The organism is Klebsiella sp. CN_Kp097, assembly GCF_040064495.1.
GTDB lineage: Bacteria > Pseudomonadota > Gammaproteobacteria > Enterobacterales > Enterobacteriaceae > Klebsiella > Klebsiella aerogenes.
Genome location: NZ_JBEAIL010000009.1, coordinates 1 through 21,669, shown reverse-complemented (window position 1 = coordinate 21,669; position 21,669 = coordinate 1). Strand labels below are relative to the sequence as shown.

The window sequence follows — 21,669 nt, the reverse complement described above, 5'->3', positions numbered from 1 at the left end:
TTCTTTATGCCATCACTAATCGATGGATAAAAATTCTACATGTATCAAAAAATAGGCGCCGCAAACGCTATATAGTCAAAACACTCAAAGAATCATGTGATTACTTTTCCCCATCCTTTTCGGTTTACCGCAACTGAGGGGGTCACTGCGCCTGTTAAAAGGCAATGGAGGTGGTGAGCAAAATAAAAATAAGGCGGAGAGTATTGTCGTTATTAATGGATAGCTTCTGGGGGATGCATGGAATTTGCTATACAGCTCATCATTATCTTAATTTGTCTGTTCTACGGCGCGAAAAAGGGTGGCATTGCGCTCGGCCTTTTAGGCGGCATTGGCTTAGTTATCTTAGTTTTTGTCTTTCATCTTAAACCAGGAAAACCACCGGTTGATGTCATGCTGGTGATTATCGCGGTGGTGGCCGCCTCGGCGACGCTACAGGCATCCGGCGGTTTAGACGTGATGCTGCAGATTGCCGAGAAGCTCCTGCGGCGCAACCCCAAATACGTTTCTATCGTTGCGCCATTCGTCACCTGTACGCTGACGATCCTGTGCGGTACCGGCCACGTGGTGTATACGATCCTGCCAATTATTTACGACGTAGCTATCAAAAATAATATTCGCCCGGAGCGGCCGATGGCGGCGAGCTCGATTGGCGCTCAGATGGGGATCATTGCCAGTCCGGTTTCGGTGGCGGTGGTCTCGCTGGTGGCGATGCTCGGGAATTTTACCTTTAACGGTAAGCACCTTGAGTTTCTCGATCTACTGGCGATAACCATTCCGTCAACGCTACTGGGGATTTTGGCGATTGGCATCTTCAGCTGGTTCCGCGGTAAGGACCTTGATAAAGACGAGACCTTCCAGGCGTTTATTGCAGTACCGGAAAACCGTCATTATGTTTATGGCGATACGGCCACGCTATTGGATAAAAAGCTGCCGACCAGCAACTGGATCGCGATGTGGATCTTCCTTGCCTCAATCGCCGTAGTGGCGCTGCTTGGCGCGTTTTCCGAACTGCGCCCGGCGTTCGATGGTAAGCCTCTCTCAATGGTACTGGTGATCCAGATGTTCATGCTGCTCTCCGGGGCGCTTATCATCATCATTACCAAAACTAACCCGGCGTCGATTTCTAAAAATGAGGTTTTCCGCTCGGGGATGATCGCTATCGTCGCGGTGTACGGCATTGCATGGATGGCGGAAACCATGTTTGGCGCGCACATGACCGAGATTAAAGGCGTGCTCGGAGAGATGGTGAAGGAGTACCCGTGGGCCTACGCTATCGTGCTGTTATTGGTATCGAAGTTCGTCAACTCTCAGGCGGCGGCGCTGGCGGCGATTGTCCCGGTGGCGCTGGCGATCGGCGTTGACCCGGCCTATATCGTCGCTTCCGCGCCCGCCTGCTACGGCTATTACATCCTGCCGACCTACCCAAGCGATCTGGCGGCGATTCAGTTTGACCGTTCAGGCACGACCCATATTGGCCGCTTCGTCATTAACCATAGCTTTATTCTGCCGGGATTAATTGGCGTGAGCGTTTCCTGCGTTTTTGGCTGGGTGTTCGCGGCGATGTACGGTTTTCTGTAAGTGAGACAGGCGCCGCTGGCGGCGCCTGATAAATCAGCGGGATTATTGTGCGGGCGGCAGGCGGCGATACAGTTCGATCATATCGGTCGCTAAATCCTGAATCACCATCGCGTTCATTAGATGATCCTGGGAATGCACGGTAATCAGGTTCACCGGCAGCTTGCCGCTGCCTTCGTCCAGGCCAATAAGCTGGGTCTGGATTTTATGCGCATGTTTCACGAATTCGTGGGAGTCGGCCATAGCCTGTTCGGCGGCGGCGAAATCGCCTTTACGCGCCTGCTGCAGGGCGGTGAGGGCAGAACTGCGTGCGGAGCCGGCGTTGACCAGCAGCTCCATGATAATCGTCTCTAAATCTTCCATGCCTTACTCCATCAGCTTCAGGGCTTTATCCAGAACGGCATCGCCTTTCATCATGCCGTAATCCATCATGTCAATAACGGCGACCTTTTTACCGACCGGGTCGGCTAGCGCCTGTAGTTTCGCCTGCTCGTACTTCACCTGTGGGCCGAGCAGGATAATATCCGCCGCAGCCAGGTTATCTTTGAACTCCGCTACCGGCACAGCTTTGATCGAGACTTCGATGCCTTTCTTTTGCGCGGCCTCTTTCATGCGTTGCACCAGCATGCTGGTGGACATTCCTGCGGCACAGCATAAAACGATATTCTTCATAGTTTCATCGCCCTTATGTATGTTCCTTGATGCATCATCTTTATCGCGGGCGGCGGCGCGGCACAACCGCTTCACCATGATTGTGTGTAAAACATCACAAAAAATGAAACCGGTTTCAATTTTGCAGCGGCCGAGATAAAAAAGCCCGCAAAAGCGGGCTATCAGGGAGTTGTGCTCAGGCGCGAACGATTCGATTCTTGCCCTGCTGTTTGGCCTTATACAACGCTTCATCCACGCTAACGACCAGTTTTTCCAGCGGCTCCATATTCCATTCCCCGAGGCCGGCGCTAAAGGTGACGGTTAATCCTTCTTCGCGCCAGGTTCGGCTGGCAACGTTAAGGCGCCAGCTCTCCAGAATGGTGAGCGCGTTGTCGATATGTTCGGCAGGGAAGATAACGGCAAACTCTTCGCCGCCGTAGCGGTAAAGCGAGATCTCCTGCGGCTGCAGGATCTGTATCCCTTCACGCGCGACGTTGCGCAGCACGATGTCGCCATTGAGGTGGCCCCAGGTATCATTAATTGATTTAAAGTTGTCGATATCGACCAACGCGAGGGCGAAAGGCTGGTGATCGTTCATCAGGGCGGCGATATCGCTGTCGAAGGCGCGGCGATTTTTGCAGCCGGTTAGCGCATCGATGGTGGCCTGGCGGACATAGGTGAGCTCACGCTGTTTATTGCTCTCGATCGCTTTGCTGAGCATGGCTTCCAGCCGCGGCGCGCGTTTGACGTCGCCGGTCTTAATGGCGTTAATGATGTTCATCAGTACGGTACGCGAAGCGTGGCGCAGATACAGCCCGAACAGGACGATGACAATGGCGGCGAGGGCGAACCCCCAGGCGACAATATCGGTTTCATAGCGCGTCAGGTCATCAAGGGTGGCATCGGTGACGCGGAAAATAACGAACCAGTCAGGGTTGGTAAAGGAATAGTAGTAGTACCAGGCCTTATGTTCCTCATCATAAAGTTGGCCTTCCGCGCTGGTCATTTTGTCCATCAGTTCCGCGCTAACGTAAGTTTTAAATAGCGCGCCGGTATCGGGATGGATAACCACTTTGCCGTCGCGTTGCACGACAAAAAACTCGCCCTGTACCGGCGAGACAATCTGCCGTAACGCGTAGCCCATTGAGGTCAGATCCATATGAAATGCCAGACTACCTTTGAGCCTTCCCTGCGGTGAAATGACAGGCCGGTAGACGGTAACGGTAGGGTGGTGGGTGAAGTAGTCAAGGTAAGGAGTGGTATAGAGGCTGAAGGTACTGGCTTCCGCCTGGCGAATAAACCAGGGGCGCGTTTTTGGATCAAACGTGCGGCTCTCATCGCCTTCCATCACTTCGGGGGCGCGCAGATAATGACCAAGAGTATCGGCAAGCGAAATGGAGGAGACCGTCGGCATCAGCTCCTGCAGACGCATCAAATCGTCCAGACCCTTTTGCGGATTGAGATTTACGGCGATATTGAGCGCATCGTCGCGGGCAAAGTATTTCGTCGCGCGCGCCAGAATGTAGTCATTTTCGCGCAGCAGCGATTCGGTGTAGTTCACCGCAAGGTTATGGGTGAAGTTGCGGTTAATATGGTGATAATCTTCAAGAAAGTTTTTCTTCTGCGTCGCGGTAACAAAGATTGCGATCAGTAAAAAACTGAGCAAAATCCCCGCAAACCCCACTACGATTGGCGTAGTAAAAGAGAGCTTTCTGTTGTGGCGTGCCATGAGTTGTTAATCGTCCAGAATCAATATACCCGTCATACTTCAAGTTGCATGTGCGTTGGCTTTCCTCGCTCACCCCAGTCACTTACTGAAGTAAGCTTCTGGGGATTCGCTGCGTCGCCGCCTTCCTGCAACTCGAATTATTTAGGGTATAAACCGTGGGTTTAGACGCAGGTTAAGCCAGCATGCCTGCTTAGCGAATCAGGTAACTATCGCTAAATTATAACGCTGAGTGCGCTCATCATCGTGATTAATATTTAATAGCAATATGTTTGCGGCAGTGCGGACGGTAGAGGCAGGGCGAAGAGAGGAAAGAAAAGCTCGCCCTGGTCAGCGTCCGCTGCTGACCAGGGCAGAATAGAAAAACGGCGGCAGTTCGGCGAGCCTCTGTTTTTCATCTCTCGTGCAGGCACGCAAAATAATCAGCTGCTTGCAGCATGCTTCATGATGATTGCGAGGCGCGTCCCAGCCAGCTATCCCAGTCTTTCCATACCGGCTGCAGGCCACGGGCGGCCAGCGCGCTGGCGACCTCTTCAGGGCGGCGATCGTCGTGTGGCGCAAATTGCTCAAGCTCCGGATGATCGTCGGCGTAGCCGCCGGGCTGGGTTTTGGAGAACGCGCTGACGTTGTTAATCGCCAGCGGGATCACCCGGTCGCGGAACCACGGTGATTCACGGGTCGAGAGCGACAGCTCAACCTCCGGTGCCAGCAGGCGGAAGGCGCAAATGGTCTGCACCAGCTGACGTTCGTCCATCAGCGAGGCTGGCGCAATCCCTCCGGCACAAGGGCGTAAACGCGGGAAGGAGATAGAGTAACGGCTGCGCCAGTAGCGCTGCTGTAGCCATAGCAGATGTTCGGCGACCATAAAGCAGTCCACCCGCCAGCTGTCGGAAAGACCAATGAGCGCGCCAAGGCCGATCTTGTCGATCCCCGCTTCGCCCAGCCGATCCGGCGTATCCAGACGCCAGAAGAAATCCTGCTTTTTACCTTTCAAGTGGTGCTGGGCATACATGCCTTCATGGTAGGTCTCCTGATAGACCATCACCCCATCAAGCCCCAGCGTTTTTAGTTCGGCATACTCGTCGGTCGCCATCGGCTGCACTTCCATATGCAGCGAGGCAAACTGGCGGCGGATGGATGGCAGATGCTGGCGGAAATAATCCATTCCGACCTTACTCTGATGTTCGCCGGTGACCAGTAACAAATGCTCAAAGCCTAAATCGCGGATTGCGGCGCATTCGCGGGCAATCTCTGCTTCATCCAGCGTCTTGCGCTTAATGCGATTACTCATTGAGAAGCCGCAGTAGGTACAGTCGTTGGCGCACAGGTTGGACAAATACAACGGTACGTAAAAGCTGACGGTGTTGCCGAAGCGCTGCCGGGTGAGGCGCTGTGCGCGCTGGGCCAGCGGTTCAAGGTAATCGGCCGCGGCAGGAGAGAGCAGAGCCATCATGTCATCGCGGGTGAGCTGCTTTGCCGCCAGCGCTCGTTCGACGTCGGCGGCGGTTTTGCTGTTGATGCGCAGGCGGATGTCATCCCACTCCAGCTGCCGCCAGCGATCGCTAAAAGTTTTCATGCCAGCGCCTCCAGAAAGCCGGTAAGCGGGCTGGTGGCCTGCGCCTGAGTACTGCGTGCGCCCGGTCCGGCCTGACGCGCCAGTAATCCGGCATCGACCGCCATGCGGAAGGCGCGAGCCATGGCGACAGGATCGTCGGCGACGGCAATGGCGGTATTGACCAGCACCGCATCAGCGCCCATCTCCAGCGCCTGCGCCGCGTGGCTCGGTACGCCGATCCCGGCATCAACCACCACCGGTACCGTCGCCTGTTCGATAATAATCTCCAGCATAGCCCTGGTTTCCAGCCCCTGGTTGGAGCCTATCGGTGCGCCCAACGGCATCACCGCCGCGCAGCCAGCCTCTTCCAGCCGTTTGCACAGGACCGGGTCGGCGCCGCAATAGGGCAGGACGACAAAACCTTCGCGCACCAGCAATTCCGCCGCCTTCAGGGTTTCAATGGGGTCAGGCAGCAGCCAGCGGGCGTCCGGGTGGATCTCCAGTTTCAACCAGTGGGTGCCTAAGGCTTCCCGCGCCAGGCGGGCGGCAAATACCGCTTCTTCCGCCGTCTTGGCGCCTGAGGTATTCGGCAGCAGGTTAACGCCCGCCGCCAGCAGCGGCGCGAGAATCGCGTCATTGTTCTGGCGTAAATCGACGCGCTTCATCGCCAGCGTCACCAGCTGGCTTCCCGAGGCGCGAATCGCCTCGACCATCACCTCCGGGGCGGCGAACTTGCCGGTTCCGGTAAAAAGGTGGGATTCAAATGTCTTATCAGCAATACGTAACATATCAGCCTCCGGCGATAACCTGAAAAAGCAGGACCCGATCGCCTTCCTGCAAGAGATGATCTTCCCACCGTTCGCGTGGCAGGATGTGTTGATTGAGCGCCAGCGCAACGCCCGGCTGGAGCTGTTCCAGTTGGCTGAGCAGGGCGCTTACGCTGAGGTTGTCCGCGCACTCCAGCGGTTCGTCGTTAAACCAGACTTGCATCATGGCCTCCGCATACCGGGCAGCCCTGGGCCTTTTGCAGCGCGAGGTTGCGCCAGTTGCTGGTGCGGGCATCAAACAGCCGTAGCGTGTTGCGCGGCGTCGCCATGCCGCTAAGGAGCTTTATGGCCTCCAGCGCCTGCAGCGTCCCCATCATGCCGACGACCGGACCGACGATTCCCGCGGTGCGGCAGTTACGTTGCGGTTCGGCGGTGTCCGGCCACAGGCAGCGATAGCAGCCCTGCGCCCAGGGCGGCGTCAGCACCATCAACTGGCCGCCGAAGCCGACGGCGCTGGCGGTCACCAGCGGCGTCTCAAGGGCGACGCAGGCGGCGTTAATCGCCTGGCGGGCGATCATGTTATCGGTACAGTCCAGCACCACGTCGGCTTTCGCCACTTCAGCGCGCAGCGCCTCGCCGCTTAAACGCTGCTGTAGCGCCACGAGGCGGATTTGCGGATTGAGTTGGTTGAGCCGCGTCTTTGCCGCCGCGGCTTTTGGCTGGTCGATATCGTCGCTGGTGAACAGAATTTGCCGCTGCAGGTTGCTGAGATGCACCGCGTCGTCATCGGCCAGCGTCAGCGTCCCGACGCCGGCCCCCGCCAGATATAGCGCCGCCGGCGAACCTAAGCCGCCCAGGCCAATAATCAGCGCCCGGCTGGCTAACAGTTTCTGCTGCCCCTCGATGGCGATATCTTCCAGCAGCAGCTGGCGGCTATAGCGCATGAAATCGTGATCATTCATCGCCTGCTCCCGCCAGCGTTAACAGTTGTGCAGTGGCAGCCCGCCAGTCAGCAGCCTGGGTAATGGCGCTGACGACCGCGATGCTGCCAACGCCGGTGGCCAGTACGCCCGGTGCTTTTTCCAGACTGATGCCGCCTATCGCAACCGTCGGATAATCGGCCAGCCGCTGAATATGCCCGGCAAGCTGTTCGAGGCCCTGCGGCGCCGAAGGCATCTGTTTGGTTTGCGTCGGGAAGACGTGTCCCAGTGCGATGTAGGAAGGGCGCGCCGCCAGCGCGACGTCAATTTCCATGTCGTCGTGAGTGGAGACGCCAAGGCGCAGTCCGGCTTTACGGATGGCGCTCAGGTCGGTGGTTTCCAGGTCCTCTTGACCCAGATGTACGCCATACGCCCGGTGCTTAATCGCCAGTTGCCAGTAATCATTGATAAACAGACGCGCGCGATAGCGGCGGCCAAGCGCGATGGCGGCGATAACATCATCCTCTACCTCGCTGTCGCGCTGGTCCTTGATCCGCAATTGAATAGTGCGTACGCCGGCTTCCAGCAGGCGCTCAATCCACGCCACGCTATCGACAACCGGATAAAGCCCGAGACGAAACGGTACGGGCGGAAAGTCAGGCTGGTACATCAGGCATTTTCCTTTTTCAGGTAGATTTCACCGCCGCGGGCGCGGAAGTTATTCGACATATCGGCCATGCCGGCTTCGATATTTTGCTTTGCGGCGTAGTCACGGACCTCCTGCGTGATCTTCATCGAACAGAATTTCGGCCCGCACATGGAGCAGAAGTGGGCGACTTTGCCGGACTCCTGCGGCAGGGTTTCATCGTGATAGGCCCGCGCGGTAAAGGGATCGAGCGCGAGGTTGAACTGGTCTTCCCAGCGGAATTCGAAACGCGCTTTTGACATCGCGTTGTCGCGGATCTGCGCCCCCGGGTGGCCTTTAGCGAGGTCGGCGGCGTGGGCGGCGATTTTGTAGGTAATCAGCCCCTGTTTTACATCCTCTTTGTTGGGCAAGCCGAGATGTTCTTTTGGCGTGACGTAGCACAGCATGGCGCAGCCAAACCAGCCAATCATTGCCGCGCCGATACCGGAAGTGAAATGATCATAGCCCGGCGCGATGTCGGTGGTGAGCGGCCCCAGCGTGTAGAACGGCGCTTCGTGGCAGTGCTCCAGCTCTTCGGTCATATTGCGGCGAATCATCTGCATCGGCACGTGGCCGGGGCCTTCAATCATCACCTGAACGTCATACTCCCAGGCGATTTTAGTCAGCTCGCCCAGCGTATGCAGCTCGGCGAACTGCGCCTCGTCGTTGGCATCCTGAATCGAGCCGGGGCGCAGACCATCGCCGAGGGACAGCGACACGTCATAGGCGGCGCAGATTTCACAGATTTCTCGGAAGTGCTGGTAGAGGAAGTTTTCCTGATGATGCGACAGGCACCACTTGGCCATGATGGAACCGCCGCGCGAGACGATCCCGGTCAGCCGCTTCGCGGTCATCGGCACGTAACGCAGCAGCACCCCGGCGTGAATCGTGAAGTAGTCGACGCCCTGTTCGGCCTGTTCCAGCAGGGTATCGCGGAAGGCTTCCCAGGTCAGGTTCTCGGCAATGCCGTTGACCTTCTCCAGCGCCTGGTAAATCGGGACGGTACCAATCGGCACCGGGCTGTTGCGCAGGATCCATTCGCGGGTCTCGTGGATATAGCGGCCGGTGGAGAGGTCCATTACCGTGTCGGCGCCCCAGCGGGTTGACCAGACCAGCTTCTCGACCTCTTCTTCAATGGAAGAGGTCACCGCCGAGTTGCCGATATTGGCATTCACTTTCACCAGGAAGTTGCGGCCGATAATCATCGGCTCGGATTCCGGGTGATTGATATTGGCCGGGATGATGGCTCGCCCGGCAGCGACTTCATCGCGGACGAATTCGGCGGTAATGTTGTCCGGCAGGCGTGCGCCAAAGCTTTCTCCGGGATGCTGCTGGCGCAGCACCTCGCTGCGGATACGCTCGCGGCCCATGTTTTCGCGAATGGCGATGAATTCCATCTCCGGGGTGACGATCCCCTGGCGGGCATAGTGTAGTTGCGTCACGCATTTGCCAGCGACGGCGCGTTTAGGCGTCAGCAGGCCGCCGAAGCGCAGTTCATCAAGGCCATCGTCGGCCAGCCGCGCTTTAGTGTAAGCCGAGCTGCGTTCGTTGAGCGGTGCGCAGTCGTTACGCGCGTCGATCCACGGTTGGCGTAGTTTTGCCAGCCCCTGGCGGACATCGATGTTGATCTCCGGGTCGCCGTATGGCCCGGAGGTGTCGTACACCGATATCGGTTCGTTGGCTTCGTATTGGGGGTTATCTTTATCACCGCCGATGAGCGTCGGGCTGAGCTGGATTTCACGCATCGGGACGCGGATATCAGCCTGTGAGCCTTGAATGTAAATGCGGCGCGAATTGGGAAAAGCGGTACCTTCCAGCGTATCAATGAATCGCTGCGCGTGTTCGCGTTGTTCCCGGCGGGTCAGTTTGGTAGTAGACATAGCGCATTCCAGTTACAAAAAAAGGAGATGGCTTGTCAGACGACGGATGGAGTAACAGATGCGACCAGCCCGTAACGGGCAGGTGCGACCAGCAGTTTACTCTTGTTCCCTTCGCAGGTATTAGCCTGATCAGGTTCCGCGGATCCCGAATAAACGGTCTCAGCCTTTTCCACTTCAGCGTTCGCGTGGAAAATAGGCACTCCGACAAGATGAAATCCCTCCGCAGAGGGATAATGTATGTAAATTACTCGTTAACGGTTCACAACTCAAGCGGTCGGCGCGATATTGTCGCCAACGTTGTCTTTCTGATCGTGAGCGACGACCAGCGCCAGCAGCTTGTCCTCAAGCGCGAAGCGCGCCTCCAGCGATTCGCCGATATCTGACAGCGCCTGCTGAAATTCGAGATAGTTATCATGATCGATGGCGTTTTCGAGGCAGGTATCGTAGTAGTCCATCATCTGCTGGGTATTGGCTTCCAGCTGCGGGTAGATTTTGGTAGCGGCTAAAAGAGGGGTACTCCCTTCCATTTCTCCGATAATACGTTCATAAATATTAAAATGACCGGATGAGAGGTAATCCACCAGGCTTTGGCAAAAGTCATCCAGCGCCTTTTCATTAAGCCGCATAAAGGATTCTTTGCCGGGTTTCAGGCCAACCAGGTTGTAGTAAGCCACGAGCAAATGCTTACGCACAAGCAGCCAGCGATCGACCAGTTTGTTATTGCCTCCAACACGTTCCGTCAGGTTTTCCAGCTGGTTTAACATGATTGACTCCGCAAGATTAAAAATAACGTCGCTCAGCAAATGTAAATATAATGTTAAAAGTGCCAGTAAAACGAAGGTAGCGCAATAGATATGGATCGTATTATTGAAAAATTAGATCGCGGCTGGTGGATCGTCAGTCACGAACAAAAATTATGGCTTCCCGCAGGGGAATTACCACATGGCGAAGCGGTAAATTTTGATCTTGTCGGTGAACGCGCGCTACATCTCGGCGAGTGGCAAGGCGAAGCGGTGTGGCTGGTGCGTCAGGATCGTCGCCGTGATATGGGATCGCTGCGCCAGGTATTGGATCAGGATCCTGGGCTTTTCCAGTTAGCAGGGCGCGGGATCCAGTTGGCCGAGTTTTATCGATCGCATAAATTCTGCGGCTACTGCGGTCACCCGATGCATGTCAGTAAAACCGAGTGGGCGATGCTGTGCGGCCACTGCCGCGAGCGCTATTATCCGCAAATTGCCCCCTGCATTATCGTTGCCATTCGTCGCGACGATTCAATTCTGCTGGCACAGCATACCCGCCATCGTAATGGTGTCCATACGGTGTTGGCCGGGTTTGTCGAAGTGGGTGAAACCCTTGAGCAGGCGGTCGCCCGCGAAGTGATGGAAGAGAGCGGTATTAAGGTGAAAAACCTGCGCTATGTGACCTCCCAGCCGTGGCCCTTCCCGCAATCATTGATGACCGCCTTTATGGCTGAATACGATAGCGGCGATATTGTCGTGGATAAGAAAGAGCTGCTGAGCGCAGAGTGGTATCGCTATGACGATTTGCCGCTACTGCCGCCGCCGGGCACGGTGGCGCGACGCCTGATCGAAGATACGGTGGCGATGTGTCGGGCAGAGTACGAGTGACATGTTACACTGGGCGCATCAACGCTAAAGGAATGTAAAAATGACCGAACTGAAAAACGATCGTTACCTGCGCGCGCTGCTGCGCCAGCCGGTTGATGTCACCCCGGTGTGGATGATGCGCCAGGCGGGCCGCTATCTCCCGGAATACAAAGCCACCCGCGCGCAAGCGGGCGATTTCATGTCGCTGTGTAAAAATGCCGAGCTGGCATGCGAAGTAACGCTACAGCCGCTGCGCCGTTACCCGCTGGATGCGGCGATCCTCTTTTCGGACATCCTGACGATTCCGGATGCGATGGGGCTGGGGCTGTACTTTGAAGCTGGCGAAGGCCCGCGCTTCACCTCGCCGGTGAAATGCAAAGCCGACGTCGACAAACTGCCGCTGCCGGACCCGGAACAAGAATTAGGCTACGTGATGAACGCCGTGCGCACCATTCGCCATGAACTGAAAGGCGAAGTACCGCTGATTGGTTTTTCCGGCAGCCCGTGGACGCTGGCGACCTATATGGTCGAAGGCGGCAGCAGCAAAGCCTTTACCGTCATCAAAAAGATGATGTACGCCGAACCGCAGGCGCTGCACGCGCTGCTGGATAAGCTGGCGAAAAGCGTCACCCTGTATCTGAACGCGCAGATCAAAGCGGGCGCGCAGTCGGTGATGATTTTCGACACCTGGGGTGGCGTGTTGACCGGCCGCGACTATCAGCAGTTCTCGCTCTACTACATGCATAAAATCGTCGATGGCCTGCTGCGGGAAAACGAAGGCCGTCGCGTACCGGTAACGCTGTTCACCAAAGGCGGCGGACAATGGCTGGAAGCGATGGCGGAGACCGGCTGCGATGCGCTGGGTCTCGACTGGACCACCGATATTGCCGATGCTCGCCGTCGCGTAGGCCACAAAGTGGCGCTGCAGGGCAATATGGACCCGTCGATGCTTTATGCCCCTGCCGCCCGCATTGAAGACGAAGTGGCGCACATTCTCGCCGGCTTCGGCCAGGGCGAAGGCCATGTCTTTAACCTTGGCCACGGCATCCATCAGGACGTCGACCCACAGCATGCAGGAGTCTTTGTTGAGGCGGTGCATCGTCTCTCCGCGCAATATCACCAATAGGAGATAAGCATGATGGATTTAGCTGCGCTACGGACCCAACAGCAATCTTTAGCCGCGTCGGTAGAACGTGCGGACCGATTGGATCGCGACCCGCCGGTGCTGATCGGCGGCGCCGATGTGGGGTTTGAGCAGGAGGGGGAAATTACCCGCGCTGCGATGGTGCTGCTAACTTATCCGGGGCTTGAGCTGGTGGAGTATCAGGTGGCGCGCGTCGCCACCACGATGCCGTACATCCCAGGCTTCCTCTCCTTTCGCGAGACCCCCGCGCTGCTGGCGGCGTGGCAACAGCTATCGCAAAAGCCCGATCTGTTGTTCGTCGACGGGCACGGTATTTCACATCCCCGGCGGCTTGGCGTCGCCAGCCATTTTGGCCTGATGGTTGATGTGCCAACGATTGGCGTAGCGAAAAAACGTTTATGCGGCAAGTTTGAACCGCTTGGCGCCGAGCCCGGCGCGCTGGCGCCATTAATTGACAAAGGCGATCAGCTGGCCTGGGTCTGGCGCAGCAAAGCACGCTGCAACCCGCTGTTTATCAGTACGGGCCACCGCGTGGGTATGGATAGCGCGTTAATGTGGGTGGAACGCTGTATGCAGGGCTATCGTCTACCCGAGCCGACGCGCTGGGCCGATGCCGTGGCATCCCGTCGGCCTTCCTTTGTGCGTTGGCAAGCAAATCACGGCTGATTCAGGTACACTGCGCCTAATTTCTGACTTCGAGAATTCATCATGTTACAAAACCCGATTCACCTGCGCCTGGAGAAACTGGAGAGCTGGCAGCACGTCACCTTTATGGCCTGCCTGTGCGAGCGTATGTACCCTAACTACGCCATGTTCTGCAAGCAAACCGAGTTCGGCGACGGCCAGTTATATCGTCGTATCCTTGACCTGATCTGGGAAACGCTGACGGTAAAAGATGCGAAGGTGAATTTCGACAGTCAGCTGGAAAAGCTGGAAGAGGCGATTCCGTCCGCGGATGACTACGACATGTACGGCGTCTATCCGGCTATCGATGCCTGCGTCGCGCTGAGCGAATTAATCCACTCACGCCTGAGCGGTGAAACGCTGGAACATGCTATCGAGGTCAGTAAGACTTCCATTACTACCGTCGCGATGCTGGAAATGACTCAGGAAGGTCGCGAAATGACCGATGAAGAGCTCAGAGCCAACCCGGCGGTTGAACAAGAATGGGACATTCAGTGGGAGATTTTCCGCCTGTTGGCCGACTGCGAAGAACGCGATATTGAACTGATTAAAGGGCTGCGTGCAGACCTGCGAGAGGCCGGCGAGAGCAATATTGGTATAAATTTTCAGCAATGAGACCAGAAAACGTGATTTACCGCCTGAATTGTAGCGTCTGAAGACTTCCATTCCGCCCCCTGTCTGGTCTACATTTGGGGGGCGAAAAAAAGTGGCTATCGGTGCGTGTATGCAGGAGAGTGCTTTTCTGGCATTTCCGTCGCACTCGATGCTTAGCAAGCGATAAACACATTGTAAGGATAACTTATGAACAAGACTCAACTGATTGATGTAATTGCGGACAAAGCTGACCTGTCTAAAGCACAGGCAAAAGCTGCCCTGGAATCCACCCTGGCTGCAATTACCGAGTCTCTGAAAGAAGGTGATGCTGTTCAACTGGTTGGTTTCGGTACCTTCAAAGTGAACCACCGTGCTGAGCGTACTGGCCGCAACCCGCAGACCGGTAAAGAAATCAAAATCGCTGCAGCTAACGTGCCAGCATTTGTTTCTGGCAAAGCGCTGAAAGACGCAGTCAAGTAAGACCGCGTGGCAGTGTCCAGTTTTAACGAAGGGGCTTTTAAGCCCCTTTTGTCTAACTGGCGTCGCACGCTGACGCTGGCAGGCGCGCTATTGCTCACTGCCTGCAGTCACGATTCTTCTCTTCCTCCTTTCACCGCCAGCGGCTACGCCGATAACCAGGGCGCCATGCGCATCTGGCGCAAAGATGCCGGCGATGAAGTTCACCTGCTTGCCGCTTTTAGTCCATGGCACCGCGGCGACACCTCAACCAGCGAGTACCGCTGGCAGGATGGCCAACTAACGCTTATTGAACTCAATGTATACGGTAAACCGCCGGAACATATTCGCGCCCGCTTTGACGCCCAGGGCGAGCTGAGCTTTATGCAGCGGGAAGTCGACGGGCAGAAGCAGCAGCTTTCCAGCGACCAGGTTGCGCTGTACCGCTACCGCGCACAGCAAATCCGTGAAACCAGCGATGCATTGCGTCAGGGACGGGTAGTTTTACGCCAGGGGCGCTGGCATGCCGATCGTACCGTGACTACCTGTGAAGGCCAGACCGTGAAGCCTGACCTTGATGAGCGGGCATTAGCGCATATTGAACGCCGCCAGAATCACTCTTCCGTAGAAGTGAGCGTGGCGTGGCTGGAAGCACCGGAAGGCGCTCAGCTGCTGCTGGTGGCTAACGAAAACTTCTGTACCTGGCAGCCGAACGAAAAATCGTTCTGAGTTTTACCAGTGGTTCATGCCCATATGACCACCGCCATTACCGCGGCAGCCGCCGTAACCCATACCCGCGCCGCGAGGAACGCCTGCTTCCGCAAGGGCGATATCAAATTTTACCCGCTGCTGATCCAGCTGCTGGCTTAATGTTTCCATTTCCTTCGCCACGGCCTCAATTTTTCCGCTTTCTGGTTTTGGCGCAGTAAGCAGCGCATTGTACTCGTAGCGTTTGGACTGTAACTGCTGGCGCAGGGCGCTGGTTTGCGCATAGTAATTGTCATGTAGCTTCTGCACGGTCGCTTGCTGTTCCTGGGTGAGCTGGCTGTAACCCTGCGCGCCCATCCCGTTATTGTAGCCCCAGTGATGTCCGGCCCAGGCCGCGTGACTGCCAAAGGTCAGAGCGGCAAGCGCCGCGAAGATGAGGGATAAAGTCGGTTTCCGTTTCATAGCGTGATCTCCTGTGTGGTTTCCCTCTGTGTTGCATCTTCCATGCCAGCCTGAAAAAGCGCGTCAATACCGGCTGGTCCGCGGCACACGTGACTCTGGCGAGTAAAAATGACCCGTTGCGTCTGGCGACAGCGAGTCATTTTTACTCGCTAAATCACCGACGATATGTCTGAGGACAGGTTTCACGGTATGGAAAAATGGCATGATTTCTGCTGATGGATCCTTCGATAGCGAATAAGGACACGATAAGGACCCGCCCATGCTGCGCATTACTTCATGCTTCCGGGACGCCCTGAGCTGGTTACTGACCGGCACGGTCGTCCTGTTAGTTCTTCTGTTTTCCGCGATGATCGTCCGCGATTATGGTCGGGAGACCGCCGCCGCCCGGCAAAATATCGAAGAAAAGGGGAGTGTGCTGATCCGCGCCCTGGAGTCCGGCACGCGTGTCGGCATGGGGATGCGAATGCATCACGCGCAGCTGCAGGCGTTGCTGGAGGAGATGGCATGGCAGCCCGGAGTGCTGTGGTTCGCGGTGACCGATGAAAACGGTAAGATTATCGCCCACAGCGACCCGCAACAGGTGGATACCGCGCTGTACAGTCCTGCGCAAATGCGTGAACTCAAGGTGGGCGAACAGGAGCGCTGGCGTCGGCTTGCCGAGCCGCAACCGGCGCTGGAGATTTATCGCCAGTTCCGCCCGCTCAACCCTGCTCGTGGTCACCATATGGGAATGATGAAGCGCTGCAACAGCGCGCTGGCTCAGCCTAATGTTCCACAGGTGATTTTTATCGCCTTTGATAGCCGCGAGCTGGATGCGGCGCAGGCTCGCGGCTTGCGTAACATGATGATCATGCTGGTGGCCGCGGCGCTGGTCATCGTCGCGACGATCCTCGCTCAGTTCTGGTTCCGCCGCTACCGTCGTTCACGTCAGCAGCTACAGGAGGCGATGGCCCGCAAAGAAAAACTGATGGCCCTTGGGCATCTGGCGGCTGGCGTCGCGCATGAGATCCGCAACCCGCTCTCTTCGATTAAAGGACTGGCAAAGTATTTTGCCGAGCGTACGCCGCCGGGCGGCGAGGCGCAGGAGTTAGCGCTGGTGATGGCGAAAGAGGCCGACCGCCTGAACCGGGTCGTCAGCGAACTGCTGGAGCTGGTTCGCCCTGCCCATTTAAACTACCAGCCGGTCGATATTAACGCGCTTATCCATCACTCATTGCAGCTGGTAAGCCAGGATGCGCAGAGTCGCGGGATCGAACTGCAATTTACTCCGCGCCCTGAATTAACCTCGATTAAAGCCGACCCCGACCGTCTGAACCAGGTGCTGTTGAATCTGTATCTGAATGCGATGCAGGCTATTGGCCGCGACGGCGTCATTCACGTATCGGCAAGCGAAGCCGATCGGCAACGTGTGAAAATTGTCGTCAAGGATAGCGGTAAGGGGATGAGCGATGAAGAGCTGCAGGCCATCTTCACTCCTTATTTCACCACCAAGGCGGACGGCACAGGGCTGGGGCTGGCGGTGGTACAGAATATTATCGAACAACATGGCGGGACGATCCGCGCCGAAAGTCAGCCGGGAGCCGGAGCGATATTTACGCTTTGGCTACCAGTAGATGCTCAACGGAGGGAAGATGAGCAGCGATAAAGTACAGATTCTGGTTGTCGATGATGACGTCAGCCACTGCACGATTCTGCAGGCGCTACTGCGTGGCTGGGGCTATCAAGTGGCGTTAGCCCACAACGGCCTGCAGGCGCTGGAGCAGATCCATCAGCAGGTCTTCGACCTGGTGCTATGCGATATCCGCATGGCGGAGATGGACGGTATCGCGACATTAAAAGAGATCAAAGCCTATAACCCGGCGATTCCGGTATTAATCATGACGGCATTCTCCAGCGTCGGCACGGCGGTTGAGGCTATTAAGTCCGGCGCGCTGGATTATCTGGTCAAGCCGCTGGATTTTGACACCCTACAGCAGACGCTGGTTCAGGCGCTGGCGCACACCCGGCAGAGCGAGAGCGATCTCAGCGCCTCGTCAGATTTACGATGGGGCATGATTGGCGAAAGCCCGGCAATGCAGGCGCTTATCAACAATATTACGCTGGTGGCGCCCTCGGACGCGACGGTGCTGATCTGCGGCGAATCGGGAACCGGTAAAGAACTGGTGGCGCGCGCCATCCACGCCTGCAGCGAGCGCCGCGACAAGCCGCTGGTGACGCTAAACTGCGCAGCGCTCAATGAGTCGCTGCTGGAATCCGAGCTGTTCGGCCATGAAAAAGGAGCTTTTACCGGCGCGGAACGGCGGCGGGAAGGGCGTTTTGTCGAGGCGGATGGCGGCACGCTGTTCCTTGATGAAATTGGCGATATCTCGCCGCTGATGCAGGTGCGTCTGCTGCGGGCGATTCAGGAACGCGAAGTGCAGCGCGTGGGCAGTAATCAGACGCTTTCTGTCGATGTGCGGCTAATCGCCGCCACCCATCGTAATCTGGCGGAGGAGGTGAGCGCCGGGCGTTTTCGCCAGGATCTCTATTACCGCCTGAATGTCGTAACTATTGATATGCCGCCGCTGCGTCAGCGGCGTGAAGATATTCCGCAACTGGCGCAGCACTTTCTTAAGCGCTATGCCGAACGCAATCGTAAAACGGTGCAGGGATTTACGCCGCAGGCGATGGACCTGTTGATTCACTACGGCTGGCCGGGAAATATCCGCGAACTGGAAAATGCGGTGGAGCGGGCGGTGGTGCTACTGACCGGAGACTACATTTCCGAGCGTGAACTGCCGTTGGCGATAGCGGGCGCGCCGCTGCCGGTCACTGTCAACGATGAGGCGCTGATTCAGCCATTAGTGGAAGTCGAAAAAGAAGTCATTCTCTCGGCGCTGGAAAAAACGGGCGGCAACAAAACTGAAGCCGCCCGTCAGTTAGGCATTACGCGTAAAACGCTGCTGGCAAAACTCAGCCGTTAGTTTTCTCACGCGCGATGGCGCGCCAGCCGATATCGTTACGGCTAAAGCTGCCGTCCCAGTGAATATCGGTCAGCAGTTCATAGGCGCGCTGCTGCGCCTGAGCCACGGTGTCACCCAGCGCGGTCACGCACAGCACGCGCCCGCCGTTGGTGACCACGCGCTGGTCGTCTGCCAGTTTGGTGCCGGCATGGAAGACTTTACCGTCTGCGGCTTCCTGCTGCGGCAGGCCGTGGATCTCATCGCCCGTGTTGTAGCTGCCCGGATAGCCACCGGCGGCAACCACGACGCCCAGCGAAGCGCGGTTATCCCACTCGGAAGTTTTCTCGTCCAGCTTGCCCGCGCTGGCGGCGAGGCACAGCTCTACCAGATCGGATTTCATGCGCAGCATGATCGGCTGGGTTTCCGGATCGCCAAAACGGCAGTTGAACTCAATAACCTTCGGATTGCCCTGCTTGTCGATCATCAGACCGGCATACAGGAAACCGGTATAGGTGTTACCTTCAGCGGCCATACCTTTAACGGTTGGCCAGATAATCCGCTCCATGGTGCGCTGATGGACTTCATCAGTAACCACCGGTGCCGGGGAGTAAGCGCCCATACCACCGGTGTTCGGGCCGGTATCGCCGTTGCCGACGCGCTTGTGATCCTGGCTGGTGGCCATCGGCAGGACGTGCTCGCCGTCGACCATGACAATAAAGCTGGCTTCTTCGCCATCTAGGAACTCTTCAATCACGATGCGGTGGCCTGCATCGCCAAAGGCGTTACCGGCCAGCATATCTTTGACCGCCGCTTCGGCTTCCTCAAGGGTCATCGCCACGATAACGCCTTTACCTGCCGCCAGACCGTCGGCTTTGATGACGATCGGCGCGCCTTTCTCCCGCAGATAAGCCAGCGCAGGCTCAACTTCGGTGAAGTTCTGGTATTCCGCCGTCGGGATATGATGACGAGCGAGGAAATCTTTGGTGAAGGCTTTTGAACCCTCCAGCTGCGCGGCGCCTTCGGTTGGCCCGAAGATGGCGAGCCCTGCGGCACGGAATGCGTCTACTACGCCAATGACCAGTGGCGCTTCCGGACCCACGATCGTCAGATCGATTTTCTCATCCTGCGCGAAGCGTAGCAGGGCCGGAATATCGGTGACGCCGATGGCGACGTTTTGCAGCGCCGGCTCCAGCGCGGTACCCGCATTGCCCGGCGCGACATAGACGGTATCAACCAGCGGCGACTGGGCCGCTTTCCAGGCCAGCGCGTGCTCGCGCCCGCCGTTGCCGATTACTAATACTTTCATCTGCTGCTCCGTGAATTAATGGCGGAAGTGGCGCATGTCGGTGAAGATCATGGCGATACCATGTTCGTCCGCGGCGGCAATCACTTCTTCGTCGCGGATAGAACCGCCCGGTTGGATAACGCAGGTGATGCCTACTGCGGCTGCGGCATCAATACCATCGCGGAACGGGAAGAAAGCGTCAGAGGCCATGGCGGAACCTTTCACTTCCAGACCTTCGTCACCGGCTTTAATCCCGGCAATTTTCGCTGAGTAGACGCGGCTCATCTGACCGGCGCCTATACCGATGGTCATATTATCTTTGGCATAAACGATGGCGTTGGATTTGACGAATTTCGCCACTTTCCAGCAGAACAGCGCATCGCGCAGCTCTTGCTCGCTCGGCTGACGTTTGCTAACCACGCGCAGTTCGCCCGCGGTGACCATACCGAGATCGCGGTCCTGAACCAGCAAGCCGCCATTGACACGTTTGAAATCGAGACCCGCGACGCGAGCATCCCACTGGCCGCAGACCAGTACGCGGACGTTCTGCTTAGCGGCGGTGATTTTCAGCGCTTCTTCGCTAGCGGATGGCGCGATGATCACTTCGACGAACTGGCGAGAGATGATCGCCTGCGCGGTTTCAGCATCCAGCTCGCGGTTAAAGGCGATGATGCCGCCGAACGCGGAGGTTGGGTCGGTTTTGTATGCGCGATCGTAGGCGTCGAGGATCGAGTCGCTGACGGCAACGCCGCACGGGTTGGCATGCTTAACGATAACGCAGGCCGGCTCGTTAAACTCTTTCACGCATTCCAGCGCCGCATCGGTATCGGCAATATTGTTATAGGAGAGCGCTTTGCCCTGCAGCTGGGTGGCGGTAGCCACGGAGGCTTCTTTTACATTCTCTTCTATATAGAAGGCAGCCTGCTGGTGGCTGTTTTCGCCGTAGCGCATATCCTGCTTCTTAATGAAGTTCAGATTCAGGGTACGCGGGAAGCGGCCAGCGGCTTCTTTGCTTTCGCCGTGATAGGACGGAACCATGCTACCGAAGTAGTTAGCGATCATGCTGTCGTAAGCGGCGGTGTGTTCGAAGGCTTTAATGGCGAGGTCGAAGCGGGTGTCCAGCGTGAGGGAACCTTCGTTGGCGTCCATCTCATTAATGATGGCGTCGTAGTCGCTGCTCTTAACCACGATGGCGACGTCTTTATGGTTCTTCGCCGCAGAGCGCACCATGGTCGGGCCGCCGATATCGATGTTTTCCACCGCGTCTTCCAGCGAACACTCTTCACGAGCGACGGTCTGGGCAAACGGATAAAGGTTAACGACAACCATATCGATAGGCGCGATACCGTGTTGCTGCATGATACCGTCATCCTGACCGCGACGACCGAGGATGCCGCCGTGTACTTTCGGATGCAGGGTCTTCACGCGTCCATCCATCATTTCCGGGAAACCGGTGTAGTCAGAGACTTCGGTAACCGGCAGGCCTTTATCTGCCAGCAGGCGAGCGGTGCCGCCGGTGGACAGCAGCTCGACACCACGAGCGGAAAGCGCCTGCGCGAATTCGACGATACCGGCCTTGTCAGAAACACTGAGCAGAGCGCGGCGGACTGGACGACGTTGTTGCATGGTATTAAATCCCCAGGATTTGAACATTACAGAGAGCGTTAGGTGAGTTTTTGCCTAAAAACTCACCTAACGCACCCAACCGGGCATCCGTGTCATAGCGCGGCATTGTAACGAAAACGTTTGCGCAACGCTCGCGAATTTTTATCTTTCTCTTTCAGTCGATGAATCTCTCCTTATGTGGCAGTGGATGTAGCGGGGTTTGAGCCCTCTTTGGCCATGCTCCTGTGGATAATTCTGTGTGTAAAAGGGTATAAAGCGGGGTTTTGCTGGGGAATGCAGCAGTCAGTCATTTTTCTGCAATTTTTCTATTGCAGGCGTTCGAGAACTCCCTATAATGCGCCTCCATCGACACGGCAGATGTGAATCACTTCACACAAACAGCCGGTTCGGTTGAAGAGAAAA

Annotated in this window: 22 protein-coding genes and 1 riboswitch; of the genes, 9 read left to right on the top strand and 13 right to left on the bottom strand. The window is 56.9% G+C overall.

The window, feature by feature from the left end:
* Positions 1-237 precede the first annotated feature (237 nt).
* Positions 238-1,578, top strand: coding sequence for an anaerobic C4-dicarboxylate transporter DcuB (gene dcuB, locus ABLV07_RS15775; protein WP_015368823.1), 1,341 nt, complete (start codon positions 238-240; stop codon positions 1,576-1,578).
* A gap of 42 nt (positions 1,579-1,620) precedes the next feature.
* Here the strand turns inward: dcuB and ABLV07_RS15770 are convergent, their stop codons facing one another.
* The 10 genes from ABLV07_RS15770 to ABLV07_RS15725 form a co-directional block, all read right to left on the bottom strand.
* A complete protein-coding gene (locus tag ABLV07_RS15770; RefSeq protein WP_015704005.1) occupies positions 1,621-1,938 on the bottom strand; it encodes a PTS lactose/cellobiose transporter subunit IIA in 318 nt (105 codons plus the stop codon).
* Positions 1,939-1,941: 3 nt separating this feature from the next.
* Entirely contained in the window at positions 1,942-2,247 is a 306-nt protein-coding gene (locus tag ABLV07_RS15765) for a PTS sugar transporter subunit IIB (RefSeq protein WP_015704006.1), read from the bottom strand.
* A 175-nt stretch (positions 2,248-2,422) separates the two neighbouring features.
* Positions 2,423-3,955 carry a diguanylate cyclase gene (locus tag ABLV07_RS15760; RefSeq protein ID WP_348853612.1) on the bottom strand — a complete coding sequence of 511 codons (1,533 nt, stop codon included), beginning with the start codon at positions 3,953-3,955 and terminating at the stop codon, positions 2,423-2,425.
* Positions 3,956-4,394: 439 nt separating this feature from the next.
* Entirely contained in the window at positions 4,395-5,528 is a 1,134-nt protein-coding gene (gene thiH, locus ABLV07_RS15755; protein ID WP_348853611.1) for a 2-iminoacetate synthase ThiH, read from the bottom strand.
* Complete coding sequence (thiG, locus tag ABLV07_RS15750) at positions 5,525-6,295, bottom strand: thiazole synthase (RefSeq protein ID WP_032715415.1); 771 nt, start codon at positions 6,293-6,295, stop codon at positions 5,525-5,527. Before thiG ends, thiH begins: the two co-directional genes overlap by 4 nt.
* A 1-nt stretch (position 6,296) precedes the next feature.
* Positions 6,297-6,497, bottom strand: a complete 201-nt coding sequence (thiS, locus tag ABLV07_RS15745) for a sulfur carrier protein ThiS (RefSeq protein WP_015704010.1) — start codon at positions 6,495-6,497, stop codon at positions 6,297-6,299.
* On the bottom strand, positions 6,481-7,236 hold the full coding sequence (locus ABLV07_RS15740) for a HesA/MoeB/ThiF family protein (RefSeq protein WP_015704011.1): 756 nt from the start codon (positions 7,234-7,236) through the stop codon (positions 6,481-6,483). Before ABLV07_RS15740 ends, thiS begins: the two co-directional genes overlap by 17 nt.
* Positions 7,229-7,864: a thiamine phosphate synthase gene (thiE, locus tag ABLV07_RS15735; RefSeq protein ID WP_015368816.1), complete on the bottom strand. Its 636-nt coding sequence runs from the start codon at positions 7,862-7,864 to the stop codon at positions 7,229-7,231. Before thiE ends, ABLV07_RS15740 begins: the two co-directional genes overlap by 8 nt.
* Positions 7,864-9,759, bottom strand: coding sequence for a phosphomethylpyrimidine synthase ThiC (gene thiC / locus ABLV07_RS15730; RefSeq protein ID WP_032709582.1), 1,896 nt, complete (start codon positions 9,757-9,759; stop codon positions 7,864-7,866). Before thiC ends, thiE begins: the two co-directional genes overlap by 1 nt.
* An 89-nt stretch (positions 9,760-9,848) precedes the next feature.
* Positions 9,849-9,973: riboswitch (TPP riboswitch) on the bottom strand.
* A gap of 52 nt (positions 9,974-10,025) precedes the next feature.
* Entirely contained in the window at positions 10,026-10,523 is a 498-nt protein-coding gene (locus ABLV07_RS15725) for an Rsd/AlgQ family anti-sigma factor (protein WP_015368814.1), read from the bottom strand.
* A gap of 90 nt (positions 10,524-10,613) precedes the next feature.
* Between ABLV07_RS15725 and nudC the strand changes: the two genes are divergently transcribed.
* The 6 genes from nudC to ABLV07_RS15695 all read left to right on the top strand — a co-directional run bounded on the left by nudC (position 10,614) and on the right by ABLV07_RS15695 (position 14,973).
* Positions 10,614-11,387 carry an NAD(+) diphosphatase gene (gene nudC, locus ABLV07_RS15720; protein ID WP_020079899.1) on the top strand — a complete coding sequence of 258 codons (774 nt, stop codon included), beginning with the start codon at positions 10,614-10,616 and terminating at the stop codon, positions 11,385-11,387.
* A 40-nt stretch (positions 11,388-11,427) separates the two neighbouring features.
* On the top strand, positions 11,428-12,492 hold the full coding sequence (hemE, locus tag ABLV07_RS15715; RefSeq protein ID WP_126028896.1) for a uroporphyrinogen decarboxylase: 1,065 nt from the start codon (positions 11,428-11,430) through the stop codon (positions 12,490-12,492).
* A 12-nt stretch (positions 12,493-12,504) separates the two neighbouring features.
* The gene (gene nfi, locus ABLV07_RS15710; protein ID WP_045413593.1) at positions 12,505-13,176 is read left to right on the top strand and encodes a deoxyribonuclease V; all 672 of its coding nucleotides are present in this window, start codon (positions 12,505-12,507) and stop codon (positions 13,174-13,176) included.
* 42 nt (positions 13,177-13,218) lie between these two features.
* On the top strand, positions 13,219-13,809 hold the full coding sequence (locus tag ABLV07_RS15705; protein ID WP_015368810.1) for a YjaG family protein: 591 nt from the start codon (positions 13,219-13,221) through the stop codon (positions 13,807-13,809).
* A gap of 186 nt (positions 13,810-13,995) precedes the next feature.
* Positions 13,996-14,268 (top strand): nucleoid-associated protein HU-alpha, encoded by a 273-nt coding sequence (gene hupA, locus ABLV07_RS15700; RefSeq protein ID WP_002884342.1) that lies wholly within the window; start codon positions 13,996-13,998, stop codon positions 14,266-14,268.
* Positions 14,269-14,280: 12 nt separating this feature from the next.
* Complete coding sequence (locus tag ABLV07_RS15695) at positions 14,281-14,973, top strand: DUF1481 domain-containing protein (protein WP_032709587.1); 693 nt, start codon at positions 14,281-14,283, stop codon at positions 14,971-14,973.
* A 3-nt stretch (positions 14,974-14,976) separates the two neighbouring features.
* Here the strand turns inward: ABLV07_RS15695 and zraP are convergent, their stop codons facing one another.
* Positions 14,977-15,414: a zinc resistance sensor/chaperone ZraP gene (zraP, locus tag ABLV07_RS15690; protein ID WP_020079895.1), complete on the bottom strand. Its 438-nt coding sequence runs from the start codon at positions 15,412-15,414 to the stop codon at positions 14,977-14,979.
* A 259-nt stretch (positions 15,415-15,673) separates the two neighbouring features.
* On the opposite strand from zraP, the gene zraS reads away from it, so the two are divergent.
* Both zraS and zraR read left to right on the top strand, forming a co-directional pair.
* Positions 15,674-17,059 (top strand): two-component system sensor histidine kinase ZraS, encoded by a 1,386-nt coding sequence (gene zraS / locus ABLV07_RS15685; RefSeq protein ID WP_032709589.1) that lies wholly within the window; start codon positions 15,674-15,676, stop codon positions 17,057-17,059.
* A complete protein-coding gene (gene zraR, locus ABLV07_RS15680; RefSeq protein ID WP_157195111.1) occupies positions 17,046-18,377 on the top strand; it encodes a sigma-54-dependent response regulator transcription factor ZraR in 1,332 nt (443 codons plus the stop codon). Before zraS ends, zraR begins: the two co-directional genes overlap by 14 nt.
* Here the strand turns inward: zraR and purD are convergent.
* Together purD and purH are read right to left on the bottom strand one after the other, a co-directional pair.
* Positions 18,367-19,662 carry a phosphoribosylamine--glycine ligase gene (gene purD / locus ABLV07_RS15675; RefSeq protein WP_348853608.1) on the bottom strand — a complete coding sequence of 432 codons (1,296 nt, stop codon included), beginning with the start codon at positions 19,660-19,662 and terminating at the stop codon, positions 18,367-18,369. The genes zraR and purD overlap by 11 nt on opposite strands.
* Positions 19,663-19,677: 15 nt before the next feature.
* Positions 19,678-21,267 carry a bifunctional phosphoribosylaminoimidazolecarboxamide formyltransferase/IMP cyclohydrolase gene (purH, locus tag ABLV07_RS15670; protein ID WP_015704020.1) on the bottom strand — a complete coding sequence of 530 codons (1,590 nt, stop codon included), beginning with the start codon at positions 21,265-21,267 and terminating at the stop codon, positions 19,678-19,680.
* Positions 21,268-21,669: the final 402 nt, after the last annotated feature.

Bases quoted from the DNA above. Each gene is read 5' to 3' on its own strand.
- dcuB (WP_015368823.1), top strand. From the start codon at position 238: ATGGAATTTGCTATACAGCTCATCATTATCTTAATTTGTCTGTTCTAC.
- ABLV07_RS15770 (WP_015704005.1), bottom strand. From the start codon at position 1,938: ATGGAAGATTTAGAGACGATTATCATGGAGCTGCTGGTCAACGCCGGC.
- ABLV07_RS15765 (WP_015704006.1), bottom strand. From the start codon at position 2,247: ATGAAGAATATCGTTTTATGCTGTGCCGCAGGAATGTCCACCAGCATG.
- ABLV07_RS15760 (WP_348853612.1), bottom strand. From the start codon at position 3,955: ATGGCACGCCACAACAGAAAGCTCTCTTTTACTACGCCAATCGTAGTG.
- thiH (WP_348853611.1), bottom strand. From the start codon at position 5,528: ATGAAAACTTTTAGCGATCGCTGGCGGCAGCTGGAGTGGGATGACATC.
- thiG (WP_032715415.1), bottom strand. From the start codon at position 6,295: ATGTTACGTATTGCTGATAAGACATTTGAATCCCACCTTTTTACCGGA.
- thiS (WP_015704010.1), bottom strand. From the start codon at position 6,497: ATGCAAGTCTGGTTTAACGACGAACCGCTGGAGTGCGCGGACAACCTC.
- ABLV07_RS15740 (WP_015704011.1), bottom strand. From the start codon at position 7,236: ATGAATGATCACGATTTCATGCGCTATAGCCGCCAGCTGCTGCTGGAA.
- thiE (WP_015368816.1), bottom strand. From the start codon at position 7,864: ATGTACCAGCCTGACTTTCCGCCCGTACCGTTTCGTCTCGGGCTTTAT.
- thiC (WP_032709582.1), bottom strand. From the start codon at position 9,759: ATGTCTACTACCAAACTGACCCGCCGGGAACAACGCGAACACGCGCAG.
- ABLV07_RS15725 (WP_015368814.1), bottom strand. From the start codon at position 10,523: ATGTTAAACCAGCTGGAAAACCTGACGGAACGTGTTGGAGGCAATAAC.
- nudC (WP_020079899.1), top strand. From the start codon at position 10,614: ATGGATCGTATTATTGAAAAATTAGATCGCGGCTGGTGGATCGTCAGT.
- hemE (WP_126028896.1), top strand. From the start codon at position 11,428: ATGACCGAACTGAAAAACGATCGTTACCTGCGCGCGCTGCTGCGCCAG.
- nfi (WP_045413593.1), top strand. From the start codon at position 12,505: ATGGATTTAGCTGCGCTACGGACCCAACAGCAATCTTTAGCCGCGTCG.
- ABLV07_RS15705 (WP_015368810.1), top strand. From the start codon at position 13,219: ATGTTACAAAACCCGATTCACCTGCGCCTGGAGAAACTGGAGAGCTGG.
- hupA (WP_002884342.1), top strand. From the start codon at position 13,996: ATGAACAAGACTCAACTGATTGATGTAATTGCGGACAAAGCTGACCTG.
- zraP (WP_020079895.1), bottom strand. From the start codon at position 15,414: ATGAAACGGAAACCGACTTTATCCCTCATCTTCGCGGCGCTTGCCGCT.
- zraS (WP_032709589.1), top strand. From the start codon at position 15,674: ATGCTGCGCATTACTTCATGCTTCCGGGACGCCCTGAGCTGGTTACTG.
- zraR (WP_157195111.1), top strand. From the start codon at position 17,046: ATGAGCAGCGATAAAGTACAGATTCTGGTTGTCGATGATGACGTCAGC.
- purD (WP_348853608.1), bottom strand. From the start codon at position 19,662: ATGAAAGTATTAGTAATCGGCAACGGCGGGCGCGAGCACGCGCTGGCC.
- purH (WP_015704020.1), bottom strand. From the start codon at position 21,267: ATGCAACAACGTCGTCCAGTCCGCCGCGCTCTGCTCAGTGTTTCTGAC.